Genomic DNA, 19,015 nt, shown 5'->3' with positions numbered 1-19,015 from the left:
TTCTCAAGGACCAGACGCACTCCCCACTCGACCCCACGAAGAGGTTCCGCCAGAGAGGCATTCGTACTTGGTCGCCACCGGTGTTCGTCGGCCCGGTCAGTGACAGGGCCTGTGGCTCATCCCGAGGGAGAGAACCGGTGGAGTAGTCATCCTAGGCGTCGAAGTCGTCCAGCGCAAGGCCGGAGCTGATCTCCAGTGGAGGATGGTCCCGCTTGAGGGCCGACGTGCTCTGGGCTTTCGCTCCAGCCGCTCCGCCGCACCTTTGGGGTGACGAGAAGAAACACTACGGCCGGACGACGGGGAGCGCCAACCCGCGCCACATCCCGGGCGTGTCGCATGGTGCAACACGACGCCCCGAACGCAGCGACGCCCGCCTCCACACTGGGAAGCGGGCGTCGTCAGCGGTCGGTTCAGCCGGCGAGCGTCACACCGGCGAGGGTCTTCTTGCCGCGGCGCAGCACGAGCACTCCCCCGGGCAGGGCGAGGTCGGCGAGCGGCGTGGTCGGATCTTCGGCGCGCTGGTTGTTCACGTAGACACCGCCCTGGTCGATCGCGCGTCGGGCTTCCCCGAGGGACTTCACCAGCTCGGTGTCGACGAGGGCCTTCGCGAGGTCGGCATCCGGAGCCATCGACACCGACCCCGGGAGCTCGGCGATCGCGGACCGGAGCGTCGGGGCATCGAGCGCACCGAGGTCACCGTTGCCGAACAACGCCGCCGATGCGTCGATCGCCGCCTGGGTGGCCGGCACCCCGTGCACCACCGACGTCACCTCGAACGCCAGGGTCCGCTGGGCCTCGCGGCGGAAGGGCTCGTCCGCCACGGCCTGCTCGAGTCGTTCGATCTCGGCCCGGGTCAGGAACGTGAACTCACGGAGCCGGGCGACCACGTCGGCATCCGCCGTGTTGAGCCAGAACTGGTACAGCGCGTACGGCGACGTCATGTCGGCGTCGAGCCAGATGGCGTTGCCCTCGCTCTTGCCGAACTTGGTGCCGTCCGAGTTCGTGATCAGCGGGGTGCCGAACGCGTGCACGGTCGCACCCTCGGCCCGCCGGATGAGTTCCGTCCCCGAGGTCAGGTTCCCCCACTGGTCCGAACCACCGGTCTGCAGCGTGCACCCGTACTGCCGGAACAGTTCGCGGTAGTCCATCCCCTGCAGGATCTGGTAGCTGAACTCGGTGTAGCTGATGCCCGAGTCCGAGTTGAGCCGCGCGGCGACGGCGTCCTTCCTGAGCATCGTGTTGACGCGGAAGTACTTGCCGATGTCGCGCAGGAAGTCGATCGCGGACAACGGCGACGTCCAGTCGAGGTTGTTCACGAGGCGTACGCCGTTGTCGCCGTCGGGGCTGAGGAACCGCGAGACCTGTTCCTGCAGGCGGGTCACCCACGTCGACACGGTCTCGCGGGTGTTGAGCGTGCGTTCGGCGGTGGGCCGCGGATCACCGATCAGGCCGGTCGAACCGCCGACCAGTGCCAGGGGCTTGTGTCCGGCGAGCTGCAACCGCCGCATGGTCAACAGCTGCAGCAGGTTGCCGCAGTGCAGCGACGGCGCGGTCGGGTCGAAGCCGCAGTAGTACGTGATCGGGTCACCGTCGAGGGCCTCTTGCAGTGCGGTCTCGTCGGTCGAGACGTGCACCAGACCACGCCAGCGCAGTTCGTCCCACACCGAGGCGAAGGTGGGGTCGTTCTGCTGGCGCGTCAGGACATCGGGAGCGGTATCACTGGACACCCGGCCATCGTACCGGCGGGTGCCCGCCCTGGAGGCGCGGTGCAGGTCCGTCATCCCACCGCACCCTTGTGCCGCCGGTACGTCGACACCGTCGCCTCGCCCGGCAGGGCGAACCGCCAGGGGAACGCGGCGCCGCCGGCGACGCCGGCCACGCCGGTGCGCGGCGTCCGGAGGATGCCGGGGTCGGACGCGAGTGCGTCGAGGACCGCCGCGACCCCGTCGGAGGCGAGCCGGGCCTCCAGGCCGGGTGCCAGCGCGAGCACGTACGGGCCGCGCCCGTCGAGGACCGAGGTGCCGTCGTCCTCGCCCAGGACCGCGCCGATCGCGCTGCCGAGGTTGCCGGGTCCCCGCGCGAGCGCGACGTCCGCGACGCCGGGGCCCCGCCGCGATCGGGCGAGCTCGAGGCCGTCGACGACCTCGGCGCCGCGCAGGAGCGTCCCCGAGGACGTGCCGGACGGGCCGCTCACCACGTTGACGCAGGTGTGGATGCCGTACGAGCGGTAGGCGTAGAGCGTGCCCGGCGCGCCGAAGAGATGCCGGTTGCGCGGGGTCGGGCCGCGGTGGCCGTGCGACCCGGGGTCCGTGCTTCCGGAATAGGCCTCGACCTCGGTGATGCGGAGCGTCACACCCCGGCCGGTGAGCGTCGCGCCGAGCAGCGCCGGAGCGCTCTCGGGCGCGAGGTGCGTCAGCAGCGCACGGAGGCCGACGGTCACCGTGCGAACGGGGCCCCGGTGGCCAGGTCGCGGACGCGGTCCGTCAGCCCGGCGAGCTGCTCGGCGACTCGGTCCGGAGCGGTCCCGCCGACGCCGCGGCGTGACGCCACACTGCCCTCGATCGTGAGCACGGTGCGCACCTCGGGCGTGAGGTGCGCGGAGACGGACGCGTACTCGGCGTCGGTCGGGTCGTCGAGGTCGATGCCGCGCTCCTCGCAGTACCGCACGAGGGCGCCGGAGACCTCGTGCGCGTCACGGAACGGCACACCCTGCCGGACCAGCCACTCGGCGACGTCGGTCGCGAGCGAGAACCCCTGCGGCGCGAGCTCGGCCATCCGCGCGGTGTCGAAGGACAGCGTGGCGATCATGCCCGTGAACGCGGGCAGCAGGACCTCGAGCGTGGCGACCGAGTCGAAGACGGGTTCCTTGTCCTCTTGCAGGTCGCGGTTGTACGCCAGCGGCAGGCCCTTGAGCGTCGCGAGGAGGCCCGTCAGGTTGCCGATGAGCCGCCCGGACTTCCCGCGAGCGAGTTCGGCGATGTCCGGGTTCTTCTTCTGCGGCATGATGCTCGACCCGGTGGAGAACGCGTCGTGCAGCCGGACGAAGCCGAACTCCTTCGTGTTCCAGAGGATGACCTCTTCGGCCAGACGCGAGACGTCGATGCCGATCTGCGCGAGGACGAACGCGAACTCGGCGACGGTGTCCCGGCCGGCGGTGGCGTCGATGGAGTTCTCGGCGGGTCGGTCGAAGCCGAGCTCGTGGGCGATCGCCGCCGGGTCGAGCCCGAGGGAACTGCCGGCGAGGGCACCGGCGCCGTACGGGCTCACACTGGCGCGGCCGGCCCAGTCCCGCAGGCGCTCCAGGTCGCGCACCAGGGGCCACGCGTGCGCGAGCAGGTGGTGAGCGAGGAGGACCGGCTGCGCGTGCTGCAGGTGGGTCCGGCCGGGCATGATCGCGCCCGGGTGCTCGCTCGCCTGCTGGGAGATCGCGTCGACCAGGTCGATCACCAGGTGGCCGATGCGCCGACCGTGGTCCAGCATGTGCATCCGGCCGAGGGTGGCGATCTGGTCGTTGCGGCTGCGTCCGGCGCGGAGCTTGCCGCCGAGCTCGGGGCCGAGGTCCGCGATGAGCAGGCGTTCCAGGGCGCCGTGCACGTCCTCGTCGCTGTCGTCCGGCTGCAGTTCGCCGGTCGTGTGCTGGTCGAGCAGGAGGTCCAGGCCCGCGAGCATCTGCGTGAGTTCGTCGGCGGTCAGGTACCCGGCGGTCTGCAGGGCCCGGGCGTGCGCCCGCGACCCGGCGAGGTCGTACGGTGCGAGCTGCCAGTCGAAGTGCGTCGACTTCGACAGGGCCGCGAGCTCGGCGCTCGGGCCGTCGGCGAACCGGGCACCCCACAGGGCGCCCTGGTTGGTGCCGTCGGTCTTGGTGTGCTGCTCCGGCCGGGAGGCTCCGCTTGCGTCCGTCATGAGTTCCTGCGTCGTGTGGTGGGTCGGTCTGGCGGAGGCGGGTCGGGCCTCCTGGGCGGTCCGGACGGCGCGGCCGACTGGTCGCGCCGTCCGGACCGGTGCAGTTCGCCAGGTGGCGACTGGTCAGCCAGGTTGCGGCTAGTTCGCCAGGTCGCGGCGGGCCGAGATCTTGGACGGGAGCGACCAGATCTCGATGAAGCCCTTGGACAGCGACTGGTCGAACGTGTCGCCCGTGTCGTACGTGGCCAGGTCGAAGTCGTACAGCGACTGCTCGCTGCGACGACCGGTGACGGTCGCGCGGCCACCGTGCAGCTGCAGGCGGATGTCGCCCGACACGTACTGCTGGGTGTCGTCGATGAAGGCATCGAGCGAGCGCTTGAGCCCGCCGAACCACAGTCCGTCGTAGACCAGGTCGGCCCACTCGGACTCGACGCCGCGCTTGTAGCGGTTGACGTCACGCTCGAGGGTCAGGCTCTCGAGCTCCTCGTGCGCGGCGATGAGTGCCATCGCGGCCGGGGCCTCGTAGACCTCGCGCGACTTGATGCCGACCAGGCGGTCCTCGACCACGTCGATGCGGCCGACGCCGTGCTTGCCGGCGAGGGCGTTCAGTTCCTGGACGATCTTCAGGACGCTGAAGCGCTGGCCGTCGATGGCGACGGGGACGCCCTGCTCGAACGTGATCGTCACCTCGTCGGCGTCGCGCGGGATCGCGGGGTCCTGCGTGTAGGCGTAGAGGTCCTCGATCGGGGCGTTCCACGGGTCCTCGAGGAACCCGGTCTCCACCGCGCGACCCCAGACGTTCTGGTCGATCGAGTACGGCGACTTCTTGCTCTGCAGGATCGGCAGGTCGTGCTCCTGCGCGTAGACGATGGCCTTGTCGCGGGTGAGCGCGAGGTCGCGGACCGGAGCGACGCTGGTCAGGTCGGGCGCGATCGCGGCGACGGCGGCCTCGAACCGGACCTGGTCGTTGCCCTTGCCCGTGCAGCCGTGCGCGACGCTGTCCGCACCGAGCTGCTTGGCCGTCAGGGCGAGGTGCTTCGCGATGAGCGGGCGGCTCAGCGCGGAGACGAGCGGGTAGCGCTTCTGGTAGAGCGCGTTGGCCTTGAGCGCCGGGACCAGGTAGTCGTCCGCGAACTCGTCCTTCGCGTCGATGACGACCGACTCCACCGCACCGCAGTCGAGCGCACGCTGACGGATGGCGTCCATGTCCTCGCCACCCTGGCCGACGTCGACCGCCAGTGCGACGACGTCCTTGCCGGTGGCGTCCTTGAGCCAGCCGATGCCGACGGAGGTGTCGAGGCCTCCGGAGTACGCCAGTACGACGCGGTCTGCCATGGGTCTTCTCCTAGGGGGTGTGGGGGTCAGTGGGTGGTGGCGGCGGTCAGTTGGTGGCGGCGGTTGCGGTGGCCGCGGTCGCGGTCGCGGTAGCCGTGGTCGCGGTCGCCGTGGTCGCGGTCGCCGTGGTCGCGGTGTTCGCCGCGAGCAGCCAGGTGAGCAGGGCCTTCTGGGCGTGGAGACGGTTCTCCGCCTCGTCCCAGATGATGCTGCGCGGGCCGTCGATCACCTCGGCGGTGACCTCGAAGCCGCGGTCGGCCGGCAGGCAGTGCATGAAGACGGCGTCGTCGGCCGCATGGGCCATGAGGTCGTCGTCCACGCGGTAGTCCTTGAAGGTGTCGAGTCGCTGCTGCTTCTCGTCTTCCTTCCCCATCGAGACCCAGGTGTCCGTCACGACGACGTCGGCGCCGGCGACCGCCGCCACCGGGTCGGTCACGACGAGGACGGACCCACCGGTCTCGGCGGCGCGGCGTTCGGCGTCCGTGACGACCTGGGCGGCGGGGCTGAACTCCGCCGGTGAGCCGATCCGGACGTGCATGCCCGCGGTCGCCGCCGCGAGCAGGTAGGACTGCGCCATGTTGCAGGCGCCGTCGCCGACGAACGCGATGGTCTGGCCCGCGAGCTCACCCCGGTGCTCACGGATGGTGAGCAGGTCGGCCAGCAGCTGGCAGGGGTGGAAGTCGTCGGACAGGGCGTTCACCACGGGGACGGTCGTGCCGGCGGCCATCTCCTCGAGCCCGGCCTGGCCGTAGGTGCGCCAGACGATCGCCGACACCATCCGCTCGAGCACGCGGGCGGTGTCGGAGGGGGTCTCCTTGCCGCCGAGCTGGCTGTTGGCCGTCGAGATGATGAGCGGGCTGCCGCCCAGGTCGCTGATGCCGACGTGGAAGGACACGCGGGTGCGGGTCGACGACTTGTCGAAGATGACCGCGACGCTCTGCGGGCCGGCCAGCGGCTTCGCGCCCCAGCGGTCCTGCTTCATGCGGACTGCGAGGTCGAGGACCGCCGTCTGCTCGGCCTGGGTGAGGTCGTCGTCCCGGAGGAAGTGACGGGTCATGCGGAGGTCTCCTGGTGGGCGTCCTGCACGGCCTGGGGGGCGTGCGGCACGGTCTGGTGGGCGTCCTGCACGGCCGCCATGCTCTGGGCGAGGATCGACAGGAACTCGTCGACCTCGGCATCGGACACGATGAGCGGCGGCGCGATGCGCAGGCTCGACTCGTTCGGGGCGTTCACGATCAGGCCGCGCTCGAGCGCCGCGGCGGCGATCGCTGCGGCCACCGGGCGGTGCAGACCGACGCCGATGAGCAGGCCGCTCCCCCGGACCTCGGCCACGAGCGGCGACGCGAACGCGGTGATGCCGGTGCGGATGCGCTCGCCCTTGGCGACGGCGGACTCGACCAGGCCGGCGTCCTCGATCTCGGCGAGGACCGCGTTCGCGACGCGGGTGCCGAGCGGGTTGCCGCCGAAGGTCGAGCCGTGCTGACCGGCGGAGAACAGGTCGGACGCCCACCCGAAGGTCACGAGCGCGCCGATCGGGAAGCCGCCGGCGATGCCCTTGGCGACCGTGATGGCGTCGGGGACGATGCCCTGCTGCTGGAACGCGAACCACGAACCCGTGCGACCGACGCCGGTCTGGATCTCGTCGAGGATCAGCAGCGCGTGGTGCTCCTCGGTCAGACGACGCGCGGCGGCGAGGAAGCCCTCGGGCAGGTCGACGACGCCGGCCTCGCCCTTGATCGGCTCGATGATGATCGCTGCGACGGTGTCGTCGATCGCGTGCTCAAGCGCTTCGATCGAGGTCTCGATGTGCTCGACACCCGGGATCATCGGCAGGAAGTCCTCCTGCAGCGCTGGCTTGCCGGTGAGTGCGAGTGCGCCCATGGTCCGGCCGTGGAAGGCCTGCTGCAACGCCAGGATGCGGGTCTTCCGCCCGTCGGCGCCGCGGTTCAGGCGCGCGAGCTTGAAGGCGGCTTCGTTCGCCTCGGCTCCGGAGTTGCCGAAGTACACGCGGCCGGCGTCCCCGGCGCCCGAGATCCGCTTGAGCCGCTCGGCGAGTTCGAGCTGCGGCGGGGTCGCGAAGTAGTTCGAGACGTGCACGAGCTTGGCTGCCTGGTCGGCGATCGCGTCCACCAGCGCCGGGTGGGCGTGGCCGAGGGAGTTGACGGCGATGCCCGCCAGGAAGTCGAGGTACTCGTTGCCCTCCACGTCCCACACACGGCAGCCCTGGCCGCGCTCGAGCATGATCTTCGGCGGCGTCAGGGATCGCATGAGCGACGCCCCGAACCGGTCGTTCCAGGTTGCGGTCTGCGTCTCGGTGGTCACCGTGCGTTCCCCTTCGTGTCGTCTGCGTGTTCCGGGTGCTGGATCGGGCTCGCGGGGCCGCGTCGGCCGATCTCGGCGTGGGTGTTCTGGTTCTCGGTACGTCGGCTCGGGTCCGGGATCACCTCGGTGCCCGCGCCACGCAGCGTGAAGACCTCGAGCAGGATCGAGTGCGGGATGCGGCCGTCGATGATCGTGGCGCCGCCGACCCCGCCGACCACGGCGTCGAGGCACGCGGTCATCTTCGGGATCATCCCCGACTCGAGCGACGGCAGCAGCTCGCGGAGCTCCTCGACCGCGATGAGGTCGATGATCGAGTCACGGTCCGGCCAGTTGCGGTAGAGCCCGGGAACGTCGGTCAGCATCATGAGCTTCGACGCACCGAGGGCGATCGCCAGCGCCGCTGCGGCAGCGTCGGCGTTCACGTTGAGCGCCTGGTCCGGGTGCGCGTCGTCGATCGCGATGCTCGACACGACGGGGATCTGGTTCGCTCGGATCGCGTCGAGGACCCCGGACGGGTCGACGTGCGTGATGTCGCCTACGTGGCCGAGGTCGAAGTGCTCGCCATCGACGACGACGCCCTTCTTCTCGCCGGTGAACAACGAGCCGCCGTCGCCGAACACCCCGACGCCGATCCCGGCGCCGTGCTCGTTCATCAGGTCGACGATCTCGCGGTTGACCTCGCCGGCCAGGACGTCGCGGACGACGGTGATCGCCTCGGTCGTGGTCACGCGGTAGCCGCCGCGGAACTCGGACTGGATGCCCTGCTCCTTGAGTGCGGCGGAGATCTGCGGTCCGCCGCCGTGCACCACGACGGGGTGCAGGCCGGCGTAGCGGAGGTAGACCATGTCCTCGGCGAAGGCGCGCTTGAGATCGTCGTTCACCATGGCGTTGCCACCGAACTTGACGACGACGATCTTGCCGGAGAACCGCTTGAGCCACGGCAGGGACTCGATCAGGGTCGCGGCCTTGACGGTCGCGAGCTCGTGCGCTGCTTCCTTCGAGAAGGTGCTGTCGTCGGCCATCAGCTGGAGTACGCGCTGTTCTCGTGGACGTAGTCGTGCGTCAGGTCGTTCGTCAGGATGGTGGCCGCGAACGGTCCCACCCCGAGGTCGATGCGCACGTCGGTGTCCCGCGGGGTCAGGTCGACCTCGTCGCTCGGGCGGTCCGGGGCACCCGCGTGGCACACCCGCACGCCGTTCATCGAGACGTCGACCGCGTACGGGTCGAACTCGGCGTCGGTGGTGCCGATCGCCGCCAGGACCCGGCCCCAGTTCGGGTCGTTGCCGAACACGGCCGCCTTGAACAGGTTGTTCCGGGCGACGCTCCGGCCGACCGTGACAGCGTCGTCCTCGCTCGCCGCGCCGACGACGTGGATCGCGATGTCGTGGCTGGCGCCCTCGGCGTCCTGCTGGAGCTGGCGTGCGAGGTCGGCACACACGGCCGTCAGGGCTTCTTGGAAGTCGCCGACCTCGGGCGTCACACCCGAGGCGCCGGAGGACATCAGCACGACGGTGTCGTTCGTCGACATGCAGCCGTCGGAGTCGACGCGGTCGAACGTGACCCGGGTGGCCGCCCGGAGCGCCTGGTCGAGCTGATCGGACTCCAGGAGCGCGTCCGTCGTGATCACGACGAGCATCGTGGCGAGCCCCGGCGCGAGCATGCCCGCCCCCTTCGCCATGCCACCGACGGTCCAGCCGTCCTCGGTGACCTCCGACTGCTTGGCGCGCGTGTCGGTCGTCATGATCGCGGTCGCAGCGTCGGGACCACCGGTCTCGCTCAGCGCGTCCTTCGTCAGACCGACGCCGTGCAGCACGTGGTCGCGGAAGGTCTGGTCACCGACACCGATCAGCCCGGTCGAGCAGACGACGACGTCACCGGCACCGATGCCGAGGGCGTCGCCGACTGCCTCGGCAGTCATGTGGGTGGTCTGGAACCCGAAGGGACCGGTGAAGCAGTTGGCGCCACCGGAGTTCAGGAACACCGCCCGCGCGACGCCGTCGCCGACGACCTGGCGCGACCAGATCACCGGGTGGGCCTGGGCGCGGTTGCTCGTGAAGACCGCGGCGACCGCGGCCTGCGGCCCGTCGTTGACGACGAGCGCGACGTCGGGGGTACCGCTCGCCTTGAGTCCGGCGGTCGCTCCCGCCGCACGGAAGCCCGCCGCCGCGGTCACGCCCTGTGCGTCGCCGATCGCCAGGAGGCCCGGGTCGGTCTGGTCTGTGTTGCTGACGTCGGTCACGGTGCGACTCCGTCCACGCTGAGGCCGAGGGTCTCGGGGAACCCGAGTGCGATGTTGGCCGACTGCACCGCGGCGCCGCCGGTCCCCTTGGCGAGGTTGTCGAGGGCCGTGATCGCGACGACCCGGCCGGCGGCCTCGTCGACGGCGATGCCGACCAGGGCCGTGTTGGCGCCGATCGTGTCGGCGACCCGCGGGAACTCGCCCTCGGGCAGCAGGTGCACGAACGGCTCGTCCGCGTAGGCCTGCTCCCACGCCAGACGGACGTCACGGGCGCTGACGCCCGGAGCCAGCTTGGCGGTGGTGGTGGCGAGGATGCCGCGCGACATCGGCACCAGCACGGGCGTGAACGAGATCGTCACGTCCGAGGCGCCGGCCGAGCGCAGGTTCTGCTGGATCTCGGGGACGTGCCGGTGGGTGCCGCCCACGGCGTACGCGCTGGCCGACCCCATGATCTCGGCGGCGAGGTAGGTCGGGGCGAGCTTCTTGCCGGCGCCCGAGGGGCCGACACTCAGCACGGCGACGATGTCGTCCGACTGCACCAACCCCGCCTGCACGCCGGGCTGGATGCCGAGCGTGATCGCCGTCACGTTGCACCCGGGCACCGCGATCCGCTTGGTCGCGGCGAGTTCGGCACGCTGACGGCTCTGCGCCACGATGTCGTCGACGTCGCGCCACTCGTCCGCCGAGCCCGGAGCCGGTGCCGCGTGCAGCAGTTCGGGCAGGCCGTAGGTCCACGCGCCGAAGTACTCGCCGCCGTAGAAGGTCTCCCATGCGGCCGGGTCGATGAGCCGGTGGTCGGCGCCGCAGTCCACGACGAGGGTGTCCGCGTCGAGCTCGGCCGTGACGGCACCGGACTGCCCGTGCGGCAGGGCCAGGAACGCGACGTCGTGCCCGCGCAGGTTCTCCGCCGTCGTCTCGACCAGGGTCAGGTGCGACAGCGAGCGGAGGTGCGGCTGCGTCGCGATGAGCGGCTGCCCCGCGTTCGAGAACGCGGTCACCGTCCTGACGTCGAACTCGGGATGGGCGGAGAGGATGCGCAGCAACTCACCGCCCGCGTAGCCGCTGGCTCCCGCCACGGCGACGGATACGGACATGGGATTCCACCTTTGGTCGGACTGTTCGTCGAGAGATCGGAGGCGGCGGCCCCGGGCGAGTCGGTCCCAGTGGGATCAGTCGCGCAGGGTCGCCCCGAATCGCTCGCCGGCACGTCGGACGGCGCCGTCACGGGCCACGGAGGCCTCGGCAGCGGTCAGGGTGCGGTCCGTGGCACGGAAACGCAGCGCGAACGTCAGGGACTTCTGTCCCTCGTCCACGCCGGAGCCCCGGTAGTCATCCACGAGCCGAGCATACTCCAAGAGCTCTCCGGCACCAGAGCGCACGGTCTCGAGGACGTCTCCGGCCGGGACGTCGATCCCGACCACCAGGGAAAGGTCCTGCGTCGCCGCGGGGTAGGACACGATCGGCGCCACCGACACGGCCTCGGGCACCGCAGCGATGACCGCGTCGAGGTCGATCTCGACGACCGCCACCACCCGGGGCAGGTCGGACGCCGCCGTCAGTTCGGGGAGGAGCTCGCCGGCCACGCCCACCACGACGCCGTCGACCAGCAACGAGGCTGCGCGGCCCGGGTGCAGCGACGGGTGCGAGGTCTGGGCGACGGTGAGTTCGGTGCCGGCGGCCCACGCGACCGTCCGGGCGACGTCCAGCGCGTCGGCGATGCCGTAGGGCTCGGGAGCGGTGCCGGGCTGCTTGACGAGACGGTTCCCGACGAGCAGGGCCGACACGTGGAAGGGCTGCGTCGGCAGCGCGGCGTCGAGCTCGGCCAGGACGTCCGGGGTGGGACGTGCGGCACCGGCGGGGACCTCGGGCGTGCCGAGCGCATCGCCCGTGCTCGGCAGGAACACCCGGGAGGTCTCGTACACCGCCACGTCGACCAGACCGCGGGAGACGTTCCGCCGCGCGACGTCGACCAGCGCCGGCAGACCACTGCGACGGAGCAGGTTCTGCTCGCTGTCCAGGGCGTTCGCGAGCACGACCGACGGGCCACCCGCCGGGTCGATGCCGGGGTAGGCGGCAGCGGTGGGCACGGACACGAACGGCGCGGTGACGACCTCGACCAGACCGGCCGCGGCCAGTGCGGCCGCGACACGGCGACGTGCCAGCTGGTGCGTGGTGAGACCGCGTCCGGGCGGGGCGACCGGCAGCACGCTCGGGATCCGGCCGTAGCCGACGATCCGGGCGACTTCCTCGACCAGCGTCGTGTCGTCGGTCAGGTCCGGACGCCAGGTCGGCGGCGTGACCGCGAGCTGCCCGCCGTCGACCTCGACCGAAGCGCCGATCGCGCGCAGGGTGTCGACGACCTCGGCCTCGGTGTACTCGACGCCGATGAGTTCGGTCGGACGCGACCGGCGCATGGAGACGGTGGCTCGGGCGGTGGTGTCGACGAGGGTCGACCCGAGGGAGTCCGCAGTCCCGCCGGCGAGCTCGACGAGCAGCTGGACGGCACGGTTCGCCGCGGCCTGGGCGACGAGGGGGTCGACGCCGCGTTCGAACCGCTTCGATGCTTCGCTCGGGAGCTTGTGGCGCCGGGCGGTCCGGGCGATCGACACCTGGTCGAAGCCAGCAGCCTCGATGAGGACGTCCGTGGTGTCGGCAGTGATCTCGGTGCGGGCACCGCCCATCACGCCGGCGAGCCCCACGGGGCCGTCGGCGTCGGTGATGACGAGGTCTTCCGGATCGAGCGTGCGGGTGACGTCATCGAGCGTCGTCAGGGTCTCGCCCGCGGCAGCGCGCCGGACGCCGAGCCCGCCGACGACCTTCGCGAGGTCGTAGCCGTGCAGGGGCTGGCCGAGCTCGAACATCACGTAGTTGGTGATGTCGACGGGCAGCGAGATCGAGCGGACACCCGCGAGGGAGAGACGCGACACCATCCAGGCCGGTGTCGGCAGGGTCGCGTCGATGCCCCGGACGACCCGGGTGACGAACGTGCTCGACCCGACACGACCCCGGATCGGGGCGTCGTCCGCGATGGTGACGGAGAAGCCGTCGGCGTCGTGCCGCGGGACCCGGTCGACCGGGTCGTGGAACGAGGCGCCGGTGGCGTGGGCGTACTCCCGCGCGACACCGCGCATGCTCATCGCGTAGCCGCGGTCCGGCGTGACGTTGATCTCGACCGCGGCGTCGTCGAGCCCGAGGAGCGCGATGGCGTCCTGACCCACGTCGGGGTCCGTGCCGAGGTCGGCGAAGCGCAGGATGCCGTCGTGCTCATCACCGAGTCCGAGTTCGCGCGCCGAGGCGATCATGCCGTCCGACACGTGCCCGTACGTCTTGCGTGCGGCGATCGGGAACGGCCCGGGCAGCACGGCGCCGGGCAGCGTCACGACGACCTTGTCCCCGACGTCGAAGTTGTGCGCGCCGCAGACGATGCCGCGCGGTTCGGCTTCGCCGACGTCCACCTGGCACCAGTTGATGGTCTTGCCGTTCTTCTGCGGCTCGGGGGTGCGCTCGAGCACCTGCCCGACGACCACGGGACCGGTCAGGTCGAGGGTGTGGACGGCTTCTTCTTCGAACCCGACGGACACGAGTGCCGCGTGGACGTGCTCGAGGGTGGCGTCGTCCGGCAGGTCGACGGACTCACCGAGCCAACGGAGTGGGACGCGCATCAGACCACCGTTCCGAACTGCTGCGAGAAGCGGATGTCGCCCTCGAGGAAGTCACGCATGTCGTTCAGGCCGTTGCGGAACTGCAGCGTCCGCTCGATGCCCATGCCGAACGCGAAGCCCTGGTACTCGTCCGGGTCGATGCCGGCGGAGCGCAGGACGTTGGGGTTCACCATGCCGCACCCGCCCCACTCGACCCACCGTGCGCCGCCCTTGGCGTTCGGCTGCCACACGTCCATCTCGGCGGAGGGCTCGGTGAACGGGAAGTAGTTCGGGCGCAGGCGGATCTGTGCCTCGGCGCCGAACATCGCCCGCGCGAAGTGCTCGAGCGTGCCACGCAGGTGCGCCATGGTCAGGCCCTTGTCGATCGCGATGCCCTCGACCTGGGTGAAGACCGGCAGGTGTGTGGCGTCGAGCTCGTCGGCGCGGTAGACGCGGCCCGGAGCGATGACGTACAGCGGCAGGTCGCGCGACAACAGGGACCGCACCTGCACCGGAGACGTGTGCGTGCGCATCACGAGGTGCCGGTCGACGGGCTCGACGAAGATCGTGTCGGCCATCGCCCGCGCGGGGTGGTCCTGGTCGAAGTTCAGCGCGTCGAAGTTGAACCACTCGTGCTCGAGCTCGGGGCCCTCCGCCACTTCCCACCCCATGCCGACGAAGATGTCGGCCACGGTCTCGTTGAGGAGCGACAGCGGGTGCCGCGAGCCGGGCGTCCGGGTCGACGGCAGTGCGGTGACGTCGACGCGCTCGGCGTCGAGGCGCGCACGTTCCTCGGCCACGGCGAGCACCGACTCCTGTTCGGCGACGGCGCCGTTGACCCGTCCGCGGGCCTGTCCGACGAGCTTGCCCGCCTGCGCCTTCTGCTCCGGCGGGACACTGCGCATCGAGGCGTTCATCCGCGCGAGCGTCGACTGCTCACCCGTGTGCTCGGCGCGGGCCTGCTTGAGCTCGGCGACCGTCGTGGCGGCGCGGACTGCGGCAAGGGCAGCGTCGACCGCGTCGGCGACGGCCGATTCGCTGATCTCGAGAGGTTCTGACACGGTAGCCAAGCCTACCGGCCTGTGGCATACCGCCCTCCTGTACCGCGCAGACGGTGGAGTGACGGCCAGCGCCCCATCGATGTGGAGGACTCAGACGGTGCGGAGCGCGAACGCCGACTCGTACAGGCAGACCGACGCCGCGGTGGCCAGGTTCATCGACTCGGCAGCGCCGTAGATCGGGACCTTCACGGCACGGTCGACCATGGCCAGGTCATCGGGCGTGAGGCCACGGGCCTCGTTCCCGAACACCCACGCGGTCGGGCCGTCGAGCAGCCCCTCAGCGCGCACCACGGGGAGGTCGTCGCCGGAGACGTCCGCAGCGAGCACCGTGTAGCCGAGGGCCTTCGCCCGCGCCACCGCGTCCTGCAGCGACACCCCGACGGACACCGGCACGTGGAACAGCGACCCCGTGGTGGACCGGACGACCTTGGGGTTGTACGGGTCGACGCTCCGACCGGTCAGGACGACGGCGTCGGCGCCGGCGGAGTCGGCGGCGCGGATGATGGTGCCGGCGTTGCCCGGGTCCCGGACCTCCTCGAGGATCGCGACCAGTCCCGGCAACGGACGGTCCGTGGCGGGGTCGACCCGAGCCTCCAACCCGGTCGCACCGGGGTCGGGGAAGACCTGCCGGACCGACGTCGGGAACTGCTGGCAGACCGCGACGACGCCCTGCGGGGTGACCGTGTCAGCCATCGCCGCGAGCACCTGCTCGGTGACGAACCAGGTGTCGACCGGAGCGTCGTGCAGGTCGTACCGCTCGGCGGCCGTCGGCGTGACGTAGAGCTCGCGGAGGAGTTCGGGGGCGTACGCGATCGCCTCGCGCACGGCCTGCGGGCCCTCGAGCAGGAACAGCCCCGTCTCGGCACGCTGGTCCTTCTTGGACAGGGCGGCGACGGCCTTGACGCGGCCGGCACGGGGGTTCTCGAGGAGATCAGTCACGGCACCAGTGTCGCAGCCGTCGGGTGCCCGCATGCACGAAGCCCCCGGTCCGCGGACGGATCGGGGGCTTCGGTGGTGGTGACTACGCTGCGGCCTTGGGAGCCGAGGTGTCGGCCGGGAGGGCCTTCTTCGCCGACTCGACGAGCGCGGTGAAGGTCTCCGGGTTGTTCACGGCGAGGTCCGCGAGGATGCGGCGGTCGACCTCGATGCCAGCCAGGGCGAGGCCCTGGATCAGGCGGTTGTAGGTGAGGCCGTTCGCACGGGACGCAGCGTTGATGCGCTGGATCCACAGGCGGCGGAACTCGCCCTTCTTGGCGTGGCGGTCACGGTACGCGTAGACGAGGGAGTGGGTGACCTGCTCCTTCGCCTTGCGGTACAGACGCGAACGCTGGCCGCGGTAGCCCTCGGCGCGCTCGAGGATGACGCGGCGCTTCTTGGCGGCGTTGACCGCTCTCTTCACTCTTGCCATTGCAGTGTTCCTTTACGAATCCGGGGGCTCAGTGGCCGAGGAGCTTCTTGACGTTCTTCGCGTCACCCTTGGCGAGGACCTGGTCCTCGTTGAGGCGGGCCTTGCGCTTGGACGACTTGACCTCGAGGTTGTGACGCATACCGGCCTGCTGCTTCATGATCTTGCCGGTGCCGGTGACCTTGAAGCGCTTCTTCGACCCGGAGTGGGTCTTCTGCTTGGGCATGGTGGTGCCTTTCCGTGGGATGGATGGGGGGCCGCGCCGTTGCGGTTGTGGGAGCTGCGCGGGATCGGTCTGGTGGGCCGAGGCGGCCCGGGACCTACTCGGCCGCGGTCTCGGCGGTGGCCGATTCCTTCGACGCGGCCGGGGCCGCGTCGTCCGGCTTCGCCTTGGCGGCGTGCTCGTTCGCGCGGCGTTCGGCCTTGTCGGCCGCACGCTTGGCGTTCTGCTCGCCCTTGACGTCGGACTTGTTCTTGAGCGGCGCGATGATCATCGTCATGTTGCGGCCGTCCTGCGTTGGTCGGGACTCGACGACGCCGAACTCGGCGATCTCCTCCGCGAACTTGTGCAGGAGACGGACGCCCTGCTCCGGTCGCGACTGCTCGCGGCCGCGGAACAGGATCATGGCCTTCACCTTGTCGCCACCGAGGAGGAAGCCCTCGGCACGCTTGCGCTTGGTCTCGTAGTCGTGCACGTCGATCTTCAGGCGGAACCGGACCTCTTTGAGCTCGGTGTTCACCTGGTTGCGGCGTGCTTCCTTGGCCTTCTGCGCGGCTTCGTACTTGAACTTGCCGTAGTCCATGATCTTGGCCACGGGCGGCTTCGCGTCCGGCGCGACCTCGACCAGATCCAGCTCTGCTTCCTGCGCGAGGCGCAGAGCGACGGCGATGGGGACAACGCCGACCTGCTCGCCCTGGGGTCCGACAAGACGGACCTCGGGGACGCGGATTCGGTCGTTGGTACGGGGATCGGGAATGCGGAGCTCCTTCAATCAGTGGTGGCCGTCCGGGGCGTTTGCCTGGACGACGGCACGAGAGGAGATCTGACGCACGGATCGGGACCCGTTCGGCAGCCGCCCGACTCCGTTCCGTCTGACGGTGTCAGGCGGTGCGGACTGCTGGACGACGACGCCCAGCGGAGCGGTGGTGACCCGGTAGCCTGGTGGTTCATGGCCGCGGGTGGGAGTGACTCCTCTTCGTGACGGCACCTGGCTTCCAGACGGATCTGGGCGCACGGGCACCATCTGCCGCCTTGAGTCTAGCAGAGGAGCACCGTGACCGACACCCCGCCCACCATGCCCACCGACGACGCCGACGACGCGGCCCGGGACATCTCCGAGGTCCCCGCCGTCGAGCTCATCAACACCGTGGCGGTGCACCTGTTGAGCGCCGCGGCCGTCAAGGTCGGTCTGGCCGACGACCCCGAGCAGCAGACGGACCTCGACGAGGCGCGCAAGCTCATCACCGCGCTGGCCGGCCTGGTCACCGCGGCGGCGACCGAGATCGGCGACCACCACGCCCGTCCACTGCGCGACGGCCTGCGTTCGGTGCAGCTCGCGTTCCGCGAGGCGTCGTCGATCCCCGACGCACCCGGTGCCGGCCCGGGCGAGAAGTACACCGGTCCCGTCAACTGACAGCGATCCGGTCCGGGTGACGACGGTCCGGTCCGGCTTGCCTGACGGTCCGGTCCGGCTTGCCTGACGGTCCGGTCCGGCCCGCCTGACGGACGGGAGGCCCGTGGCGGCGCCGCCACGGGCCTCCCGTCCGTTCCGGCGCCGGTTCAGTGCGCGGCGCGCGTGGCCAACCGTTCCACGGCAGCCACCGGGATGCCGACCCAGGTGGGGCGGTTGCGGGCTTCGTAGACGACCTCGTAGACGGCCTTGTCGAGCTCGAACGCGTCGAGGACCGCGCGGTGCGCACGGACGTCCGTGCCGATGCCGCGGGCGTAGCCGTCGAGGAACGCCTCGCGGGCCTCGTGCGCCCAGGCCGCCGCGTCGACCGGGTCGTCGTCGTGCGCCAGGGCACCGGCGACGTAGTCGAAGGACCGGAGCATGCCGGCGACGTCGCGGAGGGGCACGTCCGGGAGCGACCGTTCGTGCAGGGGACGGAGGGGTTCGCCCTCGAAGTCGAGGAACACCCACCCGCGGGGCTCCGGTGCGGCGAGCACCTGGCCGAGGTGCAGGTCACCGTGGATGCGCTGGAGGTCGGGCCAGGCGACGTCGGCCGCGCGGGCGTACACGGCACGGACGGCGTCGGCGTGTTCGGCGACCTGCGGGACCTCGGCGGCGGCAGTCTCCAGACGCTGCACCATCGTGGCGTGTGCCTGCGCGACACGCTCCGGCGTGGCCGGCTCGGTCGGCATGGCGCCGGCCAGGGTGACGTGCACCTCGGCGAGCGCCGCCCCGAGCCGGTCGGCGCCCTCGGCGAAGGACTCACCGCGGCGGGCGTCGTCGAGGGCGACCCGCCAGGCGTCGTCGAGCCCGGGAAGGAACTCCTGCGCGAACGCCAGGTGGCCCGCGGCGATGCCGTCCGGGCGGCCGGTGTCGGGCCACTCCCCGTGCAGCGCTCCGAACACGCGGGGCACGCGCGCGGACCCGGCGGCGGAGAGCGCCTGCTGCGTCGTCACGTCGGGGTTGTCGCCGTGGTGCAGGACGCGGAAGACCTTCACGATGACGGTGCCGTTGGTCTCGGTCTCACAGATGATCGACGTGTTGGACTGTTCGCCCCGCAGGACGCGGCCGTCGCGGACCGGGCCGATCGGGACGAGGGACTCGCTGCCGGCGTCGATCGCGCCGAGGAGCCAGCGCGCGTACGCGGGGTCGTGGGGGCCGTCGTAGGAGGGGAGGACGTCGGGGTCACCGGGCCCGTCGGGCTGGATCCGGGCGTGCTCGAGCTCCGGGACGAGGGTCTCGTGTTCGGTGACGGGCACCTGGTACAGGACGGCGCCGGTCGCTGCGTCGTCGATGACGAAGCGGGTGCGCACCCGGGCCTCGTCGGTGCGTTCGTCGAGTTCGGCGATCGTGCGGAGCTCCGGGACACCCCCCTTCGCCGCGTACCAGCGTTGCCGGGCCATCCACTGCGCGACGTCGGTCATGGATCAGCACGGTAC

The 19,015-nt window shown here is 71.0% G+C and carries 17 protein-coding genes; 1 reads left to right on the top strand and 16 read right to left on the bottom strand.

What is annotated here, in order from left to right:
- Positions 1-410: 410 nt before the first annotated feature.
- The 15 genes from tyrS to infC all read right to left on the bottom strand — a co-directional run bounded on the left by tyrS (position 411) and on the right by infC (position 16,898).
- Positions 411-1,727, bottom strand: a complete 1,317-nt coding sequence (gene tyrS / locus BIU90_RS02740) for a tyrosine--tRNA ligase (RefSeq protein ID WP_071298719.1) — start codon at positions 1,725-1,727, stop codon at positions 411-413.
- 50 nt (positions 1,728-1,777) lie between these two features.
- A complete protein-coding gene (locus tag BIU90_RS02735) occupies positions 1,778-2,440 on the bottom strand; it encodes a DNA-3-methyladenine glycosylase (RefSeq protein ID WP_071298718.1) in 663 nt (220 codons plus the stop codon).
- Positions 2,437-3,903 (bottom strand): argininosuccinate lyase, encoded by a 1,467-nt coding sequence (argH, locus tag BIU90_RS02730; protein WP_071298717.1) that lies wholly within the window; start codon positions 3,901-3,903, stop codon positions 2,437-2,439. The genes BIU90_RS02735 and argH overlap by 4 nt, the downstream gene beginning before the upstream one ends.
- A gap of 138 nt (positions 3,904-4,041) precedes the next feature.
- Positions 4,042-5,238 carry an argininosuccinate synthase gene (locus BIU90_RS02725; protein WP_071298716.1) on the bottom strand — a complete coding sequence of 399 codons (1,197 nt, stop codon included), beginning with the start codon at positions 5,236-5,238 and terminating at the stop codon, positions 4,042-4,044.
- A gap of 46 nt (positions 5,239-5,284) precedes the next feature.
- Positions 5,285-6,295: an ornithine carbamoyltransferase gene (gene argF / locus BIU90_RS02720; protein WP_139195073.1), complete on the bottom strand. Its 1,011-nt coding sequence runs from the start codon at positions 6,293-6,295 to the stop codon at positions 5,285-5,287.
- Positions 6,292-7,560 carry an acetylornithine transaminase gene (locus BIU90_RS02715; protein WP_071298715.1) on the bottom strand — a complete coding sequence of 423 codons (1,269 nt, stop codon included), beginning with the start codon at positions 7,558-7,560 and terminating at the stop codon, positions 6,292-6,294. The genes argF and BIU90_RS02715 overlap by 4 nt, the downstream gene beginning before the upstream one ends.
- On the bottom strand, positions 7,557-8,582 hold the full coding sequence (argB, locus tag BIU90_RS02710) for an acetylglutamate kinase (protein ID WP_254786927.1): 1,026 nt from the start codon (positions 8,580-8,582) through the stop codon (positions 7,557-7,559). The genes BIU90_RS02715 and argB overlap by 4 nt, the downstream gene beginning before the upstream one ends.
- Positions 8,582-9,751, bottom strand: a complete 1,170-nt coding sequence (argJ, locus tag BIU90_RS02705; protein ID WP_175470118.1) for a bifunctional glutamate N-acetyltransferase/amino-acid acetyltransferase ArgJ — start codon at positions 9,749-9,751, stop codon at positions 8,582-8,584. The genes argB and argJ overlap by 1 nt, the downstream gene beginning before the upstream one ends.
- Positions 9,752-9,795: 44 nt before the next feature.
- A complete protein-coding gene (locus tag BIU90_RS02700; RefSeq protein ID WP_071298714.1) occupies positions 9,796-10,893 on the bottom strand; it encodes an N-acetyl-gamma-glutamyl-phosphate reductase in 1,098 nt (365 codons plus the stop codon).
- A 75-nt stretch (positions 10,894-10,968) separates the two neighbouring features.
- Positions 10,969-13,461, bottom strand: coding sequence for a phenylalanine--tRNA ligase subunit beta (gene pheT / locus BIU90_RS02695; protein WP_071298713.1), 2,493 nt, complete (start codon positions 13,459-13,461; stop codon positions 10,969-10,971).
- A complete protein-coding gene (pheS, locus tag BIU90_RS02690; protein WP_071298712.1) occupies positions 13,461-14,501 on the bottom strand; it encodes a phenylalanine--tRNA ligase subunit alpha in 1,041 nt (346 codons plus the stop codon). The genes pheT and pheS overlap by 1 nt, the downstream gene beginning before the upstream one ends.
- 90 nt (positions 14,502-14,591) lie before the next feature.
- Positions 14,592-15,440 carry an RNA methyltransferase gene (locus BIU90_RS02685; protein ID WP_254786926.1) on the bottom strand — a complete coding sequence of 283 codons (849 nt, stop codon included), beginning with the start codon at positions 15,438-15,440 and terminating at the stop codon, positions 14,592-14,594.
- An 82-nt stretch (positions 15,441-15,522) separates the two neighbouring features.
- A complete protein-coding gene (gene rplT / locus BIU90_RS02680; RefSeq protein WP_071298710.1) occupies positions 15,523-15,909 on the bottom strand; it encodes a 50S ribosomal protein L20 in 387 nt (128 codons plus the stop codon).
- A 28-nt stretch (positions 15,910-15,937) separates the two neighbouring features.
- Positions 15,938-16,132, bottom strand: coding sequence for a 50S ribosomal protein L35 (rpmI, locus tag BIU90_RS02675; RefSeq protein ID WP_071298709.1), 195 nt, complete (start codon positions 16,130-16,132; stop codon positions 15,938-15,940).
- A 94-nt stretch (positions 16,133-16,226) separates the two neighbouring features.
- A complete protein-coding gene (gene infC / locus BIU90_RS02670) occupies positions 16,227-16,898 on the bottom strand; it encodes a translation initiation factor IF-3 (protein ID WP_071298708.1) in 672 nt (223 codons plus the stop codon).
- Between the two features lie 303 nt (positions 16,899-17,201).
- On the opposite strand from infC, the gene BIU90_RS02665 reads away from it, so the two are divergent.
- The gene (locus BIU90_RS02665; RefSeq protein WP_071298722.1) at positions 17,202-17,540 is read left to right on the top strand and encodes a DUF1844 domain-containing protein; all 339 of its coding nucleotides are present in this window, start codon (positions 17,202-17,204) and stop codon (positions 17,538-17,540) included.
- Between the two features lie 146 nt (positions 17,541-17,686).
- Here the strand turns inward: BIU90_RS02665 and BIU90_RS02660 are convergent, their stop codons facing one another.
- Positions 17,687-19,000 carry a phosphotransferase gene (locus BIU90_RS02660; protein ID WP_071298707.1) on the bottom strand — a complete coding sequence of 438 codons (1,314 nt, stop codon included), beginning with the start codon at positions 18,998-19,000 and terminating at the stop codon, positions 17,687-17,689.
- Positions 19,001-19,015: the final 15 nt, after the last annotated feature.

Source organism: Curtobacterium sp. MCBA15_001, from assembly GCF_001864835.1.
Taxonomy (GTDB): domain Bacteria; phylum Actinomycetota; class Actinomycetes; order Actinomycetales; family Microbacteriaceae; genus Curtobacterium.
This window is presented reverse-complemented; position numbering and strand designations above follow the sequence as displayed.